The following is a 12,223-nucleotide window of genomic DNA, read 5'->3' as shown; positions in this document are numbered from 1 at the left end:
CATGCGCCCTGCCCTGCCTGCCTTGCTGGAGCCCCGGACGTGAGCCGACTGCGGATCATCATCGGGGGAACCGCGCTGGCGCTGCTGGCGGCGGCCATTCCCATCGCCGTCATGGCCTACGCCACGTGGGACCGCGCCGTGAGCGTGGAGCAGCAGCGCCTGCATGACATCGCCGAACGCACCCTGCGGCGTGCGGACCTGTCCTACCAGGAAGCACTGGCCGCACTGAAATCAGCCGAGGCCACCGCACTCCCCGCCTGCAGCCCGGAGCACATCCGGCGCATGCAGACACTGGTGATGACCACCCCTTCGGCCGATCAGCTGGGCTATTTCGAAGGCGGCAAACTGCGGTGCACCTCATGGGGGCCGTTCCTGTCCGACGTGAACCAGCCCAGGCCGGACCACGTCACCAGCGACGGCGCCGGAATCGCGGTCGATGTGCGTCCCGAGACCAGCGGCCGCCGCAAGGTGCTGTCGATCCTGTATGGCTCCTACGACGTACTGGTCGATCCCCGCCGCTTCGTCGATGTCATCGTTGATCCGAACGTGCGGCTGGCCCTGGCCAGCCCCGACGGCCGCCTGCTGGCCCGGCAGAACGACATGGATCCGGCGCTGCTGCAGAGCCTGCTGCGCGATCCCGGCATTGGTCTGGACCAGAACACGCTGTACGCCACCGCTCGCAATGAAGAATGGCTGGCCATCGCCACCACCCCGCGGACCGCGCTCACCGCCAGCTTCCGCCAGCAGGCGTGGCTGTTCGTGCCGCTGGGCGTGCTGCTGGCCGCCGCCGGTGCCGGCCTGGTGATCTGGTTGTCGCGCCGCCGGCTGTCGCTGCGGGGTGAACTGGCCACCGCCATCCGCCGTCGCGAGCTGTACCTGCATTACCAGCCGATCATCGAACTGGACACCGGCATCTGCGTGGGCGCCGAAGCGCTGGTGCGCTGGCAGCGTCCGGACGGCACCCAGGTGCGTCCGGACCTGTTCATTCCGCTGGCCGAAGAGGCCGGCATGATCGGCGATGTCACCGATCTGGTGATCGAGAACGTGGTGCGCGACCTGCGCGAACTGCTGGTCGGCGATCGCAGCGCGCACGTGGCGATCAACCTTGCGGCCGAAGACATCAGCAGCGGCCGCGCGTTGAAGATGATCGCCAAGCACATGACCGGCAGCGGCATCCTGCCGCAGCAGATCTGGATGGAGGCCACCGAGCGCGGCTTCCTCGACCTGGACCGCGCCCGCACGATGCTGGCCGCGGCACGCCGCGCCGGGCACAGCGTCGCCATCGACGATTTCGGCGTGGGCTATTCCAGCCTGCAGTACCTGGCACAGCTGCCACTGGATGCGCTGAAGATCGACAAGTCCTTCGTCGATGCGATCGGCACCGACAGTGCCACCAGCCCGGTCACCCCGCACATCATCGGCATGGCGCGCGAGCTGGGCCTGTGGGTCGTGGCCGAAGGCGTGGAGACCGAAGCGCAGCTGGCCTATCTGCACGGTCAGAAGGTGCAGTTCGGGCAGGGCTGGCTGTTCTCCCGGCCGCTGCCACGTGACGAATTCGTGGCGTTCCACCACAAGCGGCAGCAGCGCTACGGCGCAGCGCGCGAACAGATGCAGAACCCGCGCAGCGTACCGATCGAACAGGAGCCACTGCCGTAAGCGTTACGCCCAGGCCTTCGGGCGTGCGATCAGCCACACCGCACTTGCCGCCAGCAACAGCAACGGCAGCCAGCCCAGATGGCGCGCGTCGCCGGACTGCAGCACCAGGCCGCCGGCCACGCCGCCGGCCGCAATGGCCAGGTTCCAGCCGGTCACCAGCATCGACTGCGCAAGGTCGGCCGCCGCGCCGGCGCGCCGCGCCAATGCCGTCTGGAACAGGGTCGGCACCGCACCGAACGCCATACCCCACACGATCGTCGCCAGCAGCAGTGCGGTCGCGCTCACCGGCCACAACAGCAGCGCCATGACGGCGGCGATGAAGCCCAGCACCGTGCTCCAGACCAGCGCATGCAGGTGGCGGTCCACACCCCAGCCAGCGATCGCGATACCGACAAGGGCCGCCATGCCGAACGCCAGCAGCAGGCGGTCCAGCCAGGCCCCCGCACCGGCCTGCAAGGCCAGAGGCTCGATGTAGGTGTACAGCACGTTGTGCGCGAGTACGTACAGCGCCATCACCAGCAAGGTGCTGCGCACGCCCGGCATGCGCCATACCGCAGCCAGCGACACACGCCGTCCGGAGCCGGCTGCGGGCAGGGCCGGCAGGGCCCAGCGCGCATAGACCAGCAGCAGCACCGCCAGCACGCTCATCAGGGCGAACGCCCAGCGCCACCCGATCTGCTGGCCCAGCAGGGTGCCGGCCGGCACGCCCAGTGACAGGGCCAACGGCGATCCGATCATCGCCACCGCGATGGCCCGTCCCTGCAGTTCAGGCACCACCATGCGCGCGGCGTAACCTGCCACCAGCGACCACAGCAGGCCGCCACTGACGCCGGCCAGGAAGCGCGCCGCCAGAATCAGCGCATAGCTGCTGCTCAACGCGGTCAGCGTATTGACCAGCACGAAGCCGGCGATCGCGGCCAGCAACAGGGGACGACGCGGCAAACGCTGGGTCAGCGCGGTCATCGGCAGTGCCGCCAGTACCGAACCCAGCGCGTACACGCTGACCAGCTGACCCACCGCCGCATCGCTCACACCCAGGCTGGCGCCCATCGGCCGCAGCACCCCGGCCGGCAGTGTTTCCGTCAGCAGGGTGATGAAGGCACCGCCGGCCAGCGCCAGCAGGCCGGCCCAGGGCAGGCGCGAGGCCGCACCCGCGGGGGCTGCCGCATCGATCGCGTGGCCACTCATCGTGCAGCCTCCAGATCGGCGTAGATCGCATCGCGCAGTTCATCCACGAATGCACCGTCCATGCCCTCGTACAGCGTATTGGTCAGCGCCACCACGCTCAGGCCCCGTGCCGGGTCGACGAACCAGCTGTGGCCGTAGGCACCGCCCCAGCGCCAGCTGCCCGGCGCCTGCGGCGTTGCGCCGGCAACCGCATCGCGCAGCACGGCAAATCCCAGGCCGAAGCCCCAGCCTGCCGGCTCCGGCGGCCCCGCCTCACCCACCTGCGGCGTGCCCATCTGCGCCAGCAGCGGGGCCGGCAGCAGCGCAGGCGCCTGCCCGTCGCGCAGCGCCTCGAGCACTGTCATCAGATCGTCGGCCGTGCCGACCAGGCCCGCGCCGGCCGATGGATAGCGGCTGGCATCGGTGGCCCGGGCCAGGCTGTACTCGATACCGACCGTTTCCGGGAACACCGGCACGACCTCGCCCTCGCGCAGGCGGTGCGGCAGCGGGTCGTCGCTGACATAGGGCGTGGCCAGGCGGCTCGCGTCGCCGGTTGCGAAGGCGGTGTCGCGCAGGCCGAGCGGCGTCGCCAGCAGGCGCTCGAACAACGCCTGCAGGGTCTCGCCCGTTGCGGCTTCGGCCACCGCCCCGGCCACGTCCACGCCCAGCGAATACATCCACTGGCTGCCCGGCGGGAACAGCAGGGGCACCTGTGCGATACGCCGCACGTTGTCGGCCAGCGACAGCGGATTGGCATCCATGCCATCACTGACGCCGGCGCGCGCGTAGGGGCCGTGCGCATCGGCTTCCAGGAAGCGGTAGCCCAGGCCGCTGCTGTGACTGAGCAGCTGGCGCAGGCTGATGGCCGGCGTGCTGCCGTCGGCGAGCGTCGGCCGGAAATCGGGCAGCCAGTGCTGCACGGGCGCATCCAGATCAAGCACGCCCTTGGCGACCAGGCGCAGGATCACCACCGTCAGCAGAGGCTTGCTCACCGATGCCAGGCGGAACAGATGGTCACGGCGCATCGGTTCGCCGCGTTCACGGTCGGCCAGGCCGGTGGCGCTGGCGTGGCGCAGCACCCCGTGCACACGCACCTGCACGACCGCACCGACCAGCCGATGAGGGTGCACCTGCTGCAGCAGGCGCTGCACCGACGGCAGGGCGGGTTCAGTCACTGGGGAAACAGCGGCATTCATGGCGGCAGTCCGTGGGAGGAGAGGCCGCCACCTTAGGCAGCCTGGACGCCGGCAAAAAGCCGGTTGCCGCTCCGCGCATCATGGACCGGGGAGTCCGCAATGGGCATGATGCCCGGAACCGGAAGGCCATCATCGCGCGTCAACGCGCTGCATCACGGTGTTGCATTCCCCCCGCCGCTGCCCTGCCTGCCACGCCCATGTCCGTTCTCGACAATCTCGCCAACCTGCAGACCTTCGTGCACGCCGCCGACACCCGCAGCTTCGTCGAAACCGGCCGCCTGCAGGGCATTTCCGCCTCCGCGGCGGGCAAATGCGTGGCGCGGCTGGAACAGGCCCTGGGCGTACGCCTGTTCCACCGCAGTACGCGCAGCATCACCCTCACCGCAGAGGGCCAGCTGTTCCTGGCCCGTTGCCGGCGCATCCTCGACGAGCGCGATGCCGCACGTACCGAACTGGCGCAACCGCATGCCACGCCCAGTGGCACCCTGCGCATCAGCCTGCCGCTGGTCGGCGACCTCACCCTGCCGCTGATGGCCGAATTCATGGCGGCGTATCCGGACATCCGCCTCGACCTGGACTTCAGTGACCGCCTGGTGGACGTGATCGAAGAAGGCTTCGACGCAGTGCTGCGCGTGGGTGAGCCCAGCGATTCGCGCATGAACGCGCGTCGGATGGGGGTGTTTCCCCGGCGTGTCGTTGCCTCGCCTGCCTATCTGCAGCGGCGTGGTACGCCCCGCACCCCGGCCGACCTGCTGCAGCACACGCTGCTGCACTACCGCTTCCCCAGCAGCGGCAAGCTGGAGCCATGGCCGATCCACTGGCCCGAAGGCGAACCCGTGCAGGAACTGCCCGTGCACATGGTCGCCAACACCATCGAAGCCCGCGTGGCCCTGGCCCTGCGCGATGTCGGCCTGGCCTTCGTACCCGTGCATTCAGTGCGCGATACGCTGGCCGACGGGCGCCTGGTGACGGTACTGGACGAGTACGTGCACTCCTGCGGCACCTTCCACCTGTTGTGGCCCTCGGGGCGCCACGTACTGCCGAAGCTGCGCGTGTTCATCGACTTCGTCGGCGCGCGCCTGGACACCGTGCCGTAGCCACGACGCAGCGCGATCGTTCAGCCGCCGGCGCTATACTGGCCGCTCATTCCTCCTTGAGGCTCGCGACCGATGCGCCATTGATGCCGCCGTCTTCGAACTAGACGGCCCGACGCTTCCCGCCCCTGTGCGCAGGGGAGAACACGGCATCCATGGAGGTCGCATGACCGCACATTTCCTCACGCTCGATCGCGTGTCGTATCGACTGGCCGATGGCCGGTCGCTGTTTTCAGACCTGTCGTTTTCCTTTGAACCGGTCGCCACCGGCCTGGTCGGCGCCAACGGTGCCGGCAAGAGCGTGCTGTCGCGCCTGCTGGCGGGGCAGATCACGCCGGACAGCGGCGACGTGCACCGCAGCGGCAACGTGTTCCTGCTGCCCACGCCCGGCCACCCACCCCGTGGCAGCGTCGGCGAACTGGCCGGCGTCGGCCCGCAGCTGGCCGCACTGGCGCGGATTGAAGCCGGCAGCATCGACGAGGCCGACTTCGCCTGCATCGGCGAGCATTGGGATCTGCGCGAGCGGCTGGCACAGCACTGGCAGGCGCAACAGCTACCGGACGATCTCGATCCTGCGCAGCCGGCGGCCCGCCTCAGCGGTGGCCAGGCGATGCAGGTGGCGCTGTCCGGCGCCTGGGCCAGTGGCGCCGACTGGCTGATTCTGGACGAGCCCAGCAATCACCTCGACGCCCGCCATCGGCAGCAGCTCTACGCGCAGCTGCAGCAGTGGACCGGCGGTCTGCTGGTGATCAGCCACGACCGCGAACTGCTATCGCACATGCAGCAGATCGTCGAGCTGGACGCGCACGGCCTGCGTCGCTACGGCGGCCCCTGGCAGCACTATACCGAGGCACGCGCCGCCGAGCGGGACGCAGCGGACGCACAGCTTGACCACGCACGTGCACAGCACCGGCGGCAGCAGCGCAGCGCGCGCGAGCAGCACGAACGCCAACAGCAACGGCAGGCACGCGGCACGCGCGAGGCGAAGCAGGCCAACCAGGCACCGATCCTGCTCGGCCGGCAGAAGCAGCGCGCAGAAGCCAGCCACGGGCGTGCGCAGCAGATCCAGAACGAGCGCCTGCAGGCCAGTGCCGCGCAGGTACGCGCCGCTTCATCGGCCGTGCAGGCCACACCCGAGCTGGCCCTGTTTGCAGGCGAGGGCGAACGTGGCAGTGCGCGCCTGCTGCAGGCGACTGATCTCGTACTGCCATACGGTTGCAGCCTGCCGTTGCAGCTGGAGATCCGTCGCCGGCAACGCATCGCCGTGATCGGCGACAACGGCAGTGGCAAATCGACCCTGCTGCGTGTGCTGGCCGATCACCTGCCCGCCCGCAGTGGCGCCGTGCAGCGCCTGGCGCCGCTGGCCCTGCTGGACCAGCAGCTGCTGGGGTTGTGCGGTACGCGCAGCATTCTGGACAGCGTGCAGGCCGCCAACCCCGCCGCCGATCCTGGCGAGCTGCGCACGCGCCTGGCGTTGCTGGGGCTGGATGCGCAGCGCATCCAGCGTCCCGCCAGCAGCCTCAGCGACGGCGAACGGGTGAAGGGCGCACTGGCCAGCGTGCTGTATGCCGACCCGGCACCCCAGCTGCTGCTGCTCGACGAGCCCGGCAATGCCCTGGACCTGGGGGCACTGCAGGCGCTGGAACAGCTGCTGGATGCATGGCCGGGTGCGTTGATGATGGTCAGCCACGACCGTCACCTGCTGCAGGCATTGCGGCCCACGCAGGTACTGCAGGTAACAGCAGACGGTTGGCAATGGCACGACCCACGCCCTTGAACCCCTCCCGTCAGCGCTTCCATTCCGGGAACGACTGAGGCAACTGCTGCCACAACAGCGGGCCGGCGCGGAGCTCCTGGTCATCCAGCAGGCACGCGTCCAGTTCCGCGCGCACCGCGCGTTCATCCATGTGCACGCCGATCACCACCAGTTCCTGCCGACGGTCCCCCCATAGCGGATGCCACAGCCGCGCCATCGCGGCATGCGCGGCGCGATCCGGGAAGTCCTCCACGCCCGGCAGCGGAGCGCTCCAGCAGTTGGCCTGCTGGCGCGCCCAGCCCACATCGCTGTACGGCAGGGGCGTCGGCGGCAGCAGCGGCGTGGTGTCTTCCAGGCCTGCACGTACGCGATCACGCGCGGCGTACCAGAACCCTGCGGCCTGCGTGCGCGTTGCCGCGCCAACCGCGTTCAACTCGCCCACCCAGTCCATGCGGTTGGCCAGCCAGAACCAGCCCTTGCTGCGGATCACGCCGGGCATGCCACTGCGCAACGCGCGCGCGAAACGGGCCGGATGGAACGGCCGCCGTGAACGGTAGACGAAACTGGCAATGCCGTACTCTTCGCTTTCCGGCGTGTGCTCGCCACGCAGCTCCTTCACCCAGCCCGGTGCGCGCTGCGCCCGCTCGAAGTCGAAGCGGCCGGTATCGAGCAGTTCCGTCAGCGGTACATCACCGAAGCTGGACAGCAGCAGCTTCGCATCGCGGTTGAGGCCGCGCAGCACGGCCAGCGTGTCCTGCAGCACTTCCTCCTCCGCCTGGTCGATCTTGCTGACCACGATCACGTCAGCGAACTCGACCTGCTCGCAGAGCAGGTCGACTACCCCGCGGTCGTCGTCCGGTCCCGCCTGCTGGCCACGCTCGGCCAGGCGCAGGGTCGATCCGAAGTCGGCCAGGAAGGCACTGCCGTCGACCACGGTGACCATCGTGTCCAGCCGGGCGATGTCGCTCAGGCTGAAGCCCTGCTCATCGCGCACCGCGAAGGTCGCGGCCACCGGCATCGGTTCGCCGATACCGGTGGATTCGATCAGCAGGTAGTCGTAGCGGCCGCTGTCAGCCAGCCGCCGTACTTCCTGCAGCAGGTCCTCGCGCAGCGTGCAGCAGATGCAGCCGTTGCTGAATTCCACCAGCGTCTCTTCGGTGCGGCGCAGTTCGGCGCCACCGTCGCGCACCAGCTGCGCATCGATGTTGACCTCGCTCATGTCGTTGACGATGACCGCCACGCGCAGGCCCTCGCGGTTGCGCAGGATCTGGTTGAGCAGGGTGGTCTTGCCGGCCCCCAGAAAGCCGGACAGCACGGTGACGGGCAAGCGGCGGTCGGCGCGGGAAACAGTGTTCATGTCGGAGCGGTCTGGCTGCGGGAAAGAAATGTTACTGTATAACAATTGCTGCGCAAGGAACCTCCCCCATGAAGTCCCCTTCCCCCGCACTGCTCGATGCCGGAGCCCTCGCCCTGTCGAGCCTGTGCCTGCTGCACTGCCTGGCGCTGCCCCTGCTTGCCGCCGCGCTGCCACTGTTCGGCGCCTGGGCCCAGGCCGAATGGGTGCATCTGCTGTTCGTGGCGATCGCCCTGCCGCTGACCGGCTACGCCCTGTGGCGGGCCGACCGCCGCCATCGCCTGCCCGTCATGGCCTGGACCGCGGCCGGTCTCGGCCTGGGCCTGCTGCTGGCCGGCGCGCTCGAGCTGCCTTCGCATGCCTGGGAAACGCCGCTGACCGTCACCGGCAGCCTGCTGCTGGCCGCCACCCACGTCTGGAACGCGCGGCGCCGGCACCGCCACTGCTGAGCATCGCCGACGGCCCGCTCGGCGTTACTTCCCGTAACGCCGCAACAGTTCGACCAGCACCTCGGCCTCCGCCGCCCGCTGCTGCGGGTCTTCAGCCCCGACCACATGCTCCTGCAGGTGCTCGTGCAGCAACTCCATCAACAGGCTGTGGGCCGCACCACGCACCGCCGCAACCTGCACCAGCACGTCCGCACAGTCGCCCGCTTCACCCTCGGGCCTGTCCAGCGCCTGCTCCAATGCCGCCACCTGGCCGCCAATGCGGCGCACCCGGGTCAGCAGCTGTTTTCGATTTCTGTGTACGTGTGCCATGGGTGGATCGTATACCCTATGGGGGTATCAACTCCACCCGCCGGTCACTCCATGCATCTGGACACGCTCGCCGCTGCCCGTCGCCACGACCATCGCTTCGACGATGGCAATCCCCTTGCCGAACGCAACACCCGCCGCGCCCTGTGGCTGACCGTCGGCATGATGCTGGTGGAGATCGTCGGCGGCTGGTGGTTCAACTCCATGGCCGTGCTGGCCGACGGCTGGCACATGAGCTCGCACGCACTCGCGCTGGGCCTTTCGGTGTTCGCCTACCGCTGTGCACGGCGCTACGCGCACGACCCGCGGTTCGCCTTCGGCACCTGGAAGATCGAGATCCTGGCGGGCTATACCAGCGCCATTGCCCTGCTGGGTGTCGCCGCGCTGATGGCCGCGCAGTCCGTGCAGCGGCTGTGGGTTCCCGCGCCGATCCATTACGACGAAGCCATCGCCATCGCCGTGGTAGGCCTGGGCGTGAATCTGCTCTGTGCGTGGTGGCTGCACGACAGCCCCGGCCACGCGCATCATCCGCATGGGCACGACCACGCGCATCATCACGGGCATCACCACGATCACGTTCATGCCCCTTCGCATGGCCACGATCTCAATCTGCGCTCGGCCTACCTGCACGTGCTGGCCGACGCGGCCACCTCGGTGCTGGCCATCGTCGCACTGCTCGGCGGCAAACTGCTGGGCCTCACCTGGCTGGACCCCGTGATGGGTCTGGTCGGCGCCGTGCTGGTCACGGTGTGGGCGGTCGGCCTGCTGCGTGACAGTGGCCGCATCCTGCTCGACGCGCAGATGGACGCGCCGGTGGTGGCCGAGGTCCGCGAGGTGATCGAGCAGGGCCCATGGCCGGCACGCCTGGCCGACCTGCACGTCTGGCAGGTGGGCCGGGGCAAGTACGCGGTCAGCGCCAGCGTGGTGACCAGTGACGCCCGCCTTGATGCCGATACCGTGCGCCAGGCGCTGGCGATCCACGAGGAGCTGGTGCACGTGACGGTCGAGATCCATCACAGCCCGTCCTGACAGCGCCGAGCCCTCGCCCCGGCTTCAGAGCTTCAGCATCATCCGCAGCAGGTACATCAGCAACGGCAGCGCACTCAGCACCGCGCCCACGATACCGATCCAGGGCCAACGCTCGCCCCGCACCCGCGATGCCACCGCCAGCCCGCATCCCACCAGTGCCGAGCCCAGCACACCCACCCCCAGGCCCGCGGCGATGCCATTGCCTCCCGCGGCCACCGCCGCCTGTGCCGCAAGCGTGCCTGCAGCCCACCCCACGACCAGGCCCAATCCACTGGCCACACCGCACCACGGTGCCTTGCCCTGTGCCATTGCACGCGTCCTCTTGCCGAATTTCTGTACGGGCCCCGCCCGGCTGCTGCCTACACTAGCCGCACCTGCCTCGTCGGGACATCCCATGCGCGCGCTTCGCCTGCTGCTGCCCGGTGCCCTGCTGCTGCTCACCGCCTGTGGCGGCGATGCGCGGCTGCCGTTCTCTTCCGATGCCCTGCAAGGCTGCTTCGCCATCAGCCCGCGCAAGACCGCCGATTTCCGCATCGAGCGCGAAGGCAGCCAGTACTTCGTTTCCTTCAACCGCGATGGCCAATGGCAGCGCGACCCGAACGGGCTGCACAAGGCCACCTCCAGCGAGATCAGCCGCTACTTCCGCGACGATGCGGCACAGATCGACAGCGCCTTGATCCGCATGGCCGGCGGCTTCGGCCTCTTCCACTTCAACAGCGGCGCCACGCTGAAGGGCAAGGCCAGTGACAGCGACTACATGGCACTGATGCTGATCGGTGCCGGGCCGGTGTATGCGGTGAAGTGCGATTGATCGAAGTGCAGGGATTCAAGCGAATGAGGAACGTTTCAAATTCGACCAGGCACAACTTCGGTCACAATCAAGATGCCGGATATTGTTGAGCCTACTGTCTCCGCAACCATGAAACGGAGACTCACACATGAGCAGACGCGCGCGGATGCTATGTTTAGCGGCGGCCATGGCTGTACCTGCGTTCGCAGAAACACCCTTGAGTGTCGACAGAACGGAGTTGGACTCCAAGGGCGAGATCATCATCGTTCGTCGTACAACGTGGCCAGACTTCGACGGAGCACACATCCAGGTTGATCAGCATCTCAAGCCAGATGGATTTGGACGCCTGATCTATCGATACAGTGATCAGTCGGAAGCCACCAAGCTCTATCATCAGGCCTTCTGCGCCTCCATGGATATGGAACCGTCTCAGGGGGAAGGGACGATTGAAGGGCCGGCAGCAGGTTGGGTATGCACTCGCGAAAATGCCCCCGGCAGTTGCGTTGGGATCCAACACCGCTCTTTCTATCCTTCATGGCAGCTGCGGTACCATGCCCTCCCCCGACCCACCCGATGCCTGCCGTGCCCCATTACACCGGCCCTCTGCTGACCCGCGACAGCGCCGACGCCCTGTGTCGTGCCCATGACAAGGGCGCGCCCGAGTGGCAAGGCTCGCTTGACCTGGGGCGCAGCCAGGACAGCGTGGGGCTGGACGCGGAAGGCTTCCATTTCCGCGGCCAGCACTACCCGTGGCCGGGCAAGCTGAAGGACCGCACGCTGTACTACTGGGAGGGCGAAGACTTCGCTCCCATCTCACGCTACAGCGGTTCACTGATCAAACTGGTGCCTACCGAGTGGGGTGCGCCGACCTTCGAGATCGACGGCATCAAGATGCTGCCCACCTCGAAGCTGTCGCCGTTCGAGGACGCGCGCCGCAAGGTCGAGCTGGTTGCACCGGCGGGCAAGGCGCTGCTTGATACCTGTGGTGGGCTCGGCTACTTCGCCGCCTGCGCACTGGAGGCCGGCGTCGGCCAGATCCGCTCGTTCGAGAAGAACGCCGACGTGATGTGGCTGCGCACGCTCAACCCGTGGTCGCCCGATCCCGACTCGGCCGCTGCCGGTGGTCGCCTGCACTTCAGCCAGGGCGACGTCTCGCAGCAGATCGAGCAGATCGCCAGCAACAGCGTCGATGCGATCCTGCATGACCCGCCGCGCTTCGGCATCGCAGGCGAACTGTATTCGCAGGTGTTCTACGACCATTTCGCCCGCGTCCTGCGCAAGGGCGGCCGCCTGTTCCACTACACCGGCGCGCCCAACAAGCTCACCAGCGGCCGCGATGTGCCGCGCGAAGTGGCCAAGCGCCTGGAAAAGGCCGGGTTCAAGGCCGAGCTCGCGCTGGACGGCGTGCTGGCGGTCAAGCGCTGAG

12 protein-coding genes are annotated in these 12,223 nt (G+C 68.4%); 7 read left to right on the top strand and 5 right to left on the bottom strand.

Features of this window, described 5'->3' with window-relative positions; all coding sequences use genetic code 11:
* Nucleotides 1-39: 39 nt before the first annotated feature.
* Nucleotides 40-1,656 carry an EAL domain-containing protein gene (locus IMX13_RS14665; RefSeq protein ID WP_065182542.1) on the top strand — a complete coding sequence of 539 codons (1,617 nt, stop codon included), beginning with the start codon at nucleotides 40-42 and terminating at the stop codon, nucleotides 1,654-1,656.
* A gap of 3 nt (nucleotides 1,657-1,659) precedes the next feature.
* Here the strand turns inward: IMX13_RS14665 and IMX13_RS14660 are convergent, their stop codons facing one another.
* Nucleotides 1,660-2,844 carry an MFS transporter gene (locus IMX13_RS14660; protein WP_128988049.1) on the bottom strand — a complete coding sequence of 395 codons (1,185 nt, stop codon included), beginning with the start codon at nucleotides 2,842-2,844 and terminating at the stop codon, nucleotides 1,660-1,662.
* Nucleotides 2,841-4,019 carry a serine hydrolase domain-containing protein gene (locus tag IMX13_RS14655; RefSeq protein WP_193396620.1) on the bottom strand — a complete coding sequence of 393 codons (1,179 nt, stop codon included), beginning with the start codon at nucleotides 4,017-4,019 and terminating at the stop codon, nucleotides 2,841-2,843. Before IMX13_RS14655 ends, IMX13_RS14660 begins: the two co-directional genes overlap by 4 nt.
* Nucleotides 4,020-4,216: 197 nt before the next feature.
* Between IMX13_RS14655 and IMX13_RS14650 the strand changes: the two genes are divergently transcribed.
* Both IMX13_RS14650 and IMX13_RS14645 read left to right on the top strand, forming a co-directional pair.
* Nucleotides 4,217-5,116 (top strand): LysR family transcriptional regulator, encoded by a 900-nt coding sequence (locus IMX13_RS14650; RefSeq protein ID WP_053518823.1) that lies wholly within the window; start codon nucleotides 4,217-4,219, stop codon nucleotides 5,114-5,116.
* Nucleotides 5,117-5,279: 163 nt separating this feature from the next.
* Nucleotides 5,280-6,890, top strand: coding sequence for an ATP-binding cassette domain-containing protein (locus tag IMX13_RS14645; RefSeq protein WP_193396619.1), 1,611 nt, complete (start codon nucleotides 5,280-5,282; stop codon nucleotides 6,888-6,890).
* Between the two features lie 10 nt (nucleotides 6,891-6,900).
* On the opposite strand, the gene IMX13_RS14640 is transcribed toward IMX13_RS14645, so the two are convergent.
* A complete protein-coding gene (locus IMX13_RS14640; RefSeq protein WP_193396618.1) occupies nucleotides 6,901-8,226 on the bottom strand; it encodes a GTP-binding protein in 1,326 nt (441 codons plus the stop codon).
* 68 nt (nucleotides 8,227-8,294) lie between these two features.
* On the opposite strand from IMX13_RS14640, the gene IMX13_RS14635 reads away from it, so the two are divergent.
* Nucleotides 8,295-8,672: a MerC domain-containing protein gene (locus tag IMX13_RS14635; protein ID WP_053518817.1), complete on the top strand. Its 378-nt coding sequence runs from the start codon at nucleotides 8,295-8,297 to the stop codon at nucleotides 8,670-8,672.
* 24 nt (nucleotides 8,673-8,696) lie between these two features.
* Here IMX13_RS14635 and IMX13_RS14630 read toward each other — a convergent pair whose 3' ends face one another.
* A complete protein-coding gene (locus IMX13_RS14630) occupies nucleotides 8,697-8,981 on the bottom strand; it encodes a metal-sensing transcriptional repressor (protein ID WP_049417302.1) in 285 nt (94 codons plus the stop codon).
* Between the two features lie 51 nt (nucleotides 8,982-9,032).
* Between IMX13_RS14630 and dmeF the strand changes: the two genes are divergently transcribed.
* Nucleotides 9,033-10,007 (top strand): CDF family Co(II)/Ni(II) efflux transporter DmeF, encoded by a 975-nt coding sequence (dmeF, locus tag IMX13_RS14625; protein WP_193396617.1) that lies wholly within the window; start codon nucleotides 9,033-9,035, stop codon nucleotides 10,005-10,007.
* Between the two features lie 24 nt (nucleotides 10,008-10,031).
* Here the strand turns inward: dmeF and IMX13_RS14620 are convergent, their stop codons facing one another.
* Nucleotides 10,032-10,316 (bottom strand): hypothetical protein, encoded by a 285-nt coding sequence (locus tag IMX13_RS14620; protein ID WP_065175406.1) that lies wholly within the window; start codon nucleotides 10,314-10,316, stop codon nucleotides 10,032-10,034.
* A gap of 85 nt (nucleotides 10,317-10,401) precedes the next feature.
* Between IMX13_RS14620 and IMX13_RS14615 the strand changes: the two genes are divergently transcribed.
* Both IMX13_RS14615 and IMX13_RS14610 read left to right on the top strand, forming a co-directional pair.
* A complete protein-coding gene (locus IMX13_RS14615; protein ID WP_193396616.1) occupies nucleotides 10,402-10,818 on the top strand; it encodes a hypothetical protein in 417 nt (138 codons plus the stop codon).
* 513 nt (nucleotides 10,819-11,331) lie between these two features.
* Entirely contained in the window at nucleotides 11,332-12,222 is an 891-nt protein-coding gene (locus IMX13_RS14610) for an MnmC family methyltransferase (protein ID WP_193396615.1), read from the top strand.
* Nucleotide 12,223: the final 1 nt, after the last annotated feature.

It is taken from the genome of Stenotrophomonas sp. B2 (genome assembly GCF_014947095.1).
GTDB lineage: Bacteria > Pseudomonadota > Gammaproteobacteria > Xanthomonadales > Xanthomonadaceae > Stenotrophomonas > Stenotrophomonas maltophilia_P.
This window is presented reverse-complemented; position numbering and strand designations above follow the sequence as displayed.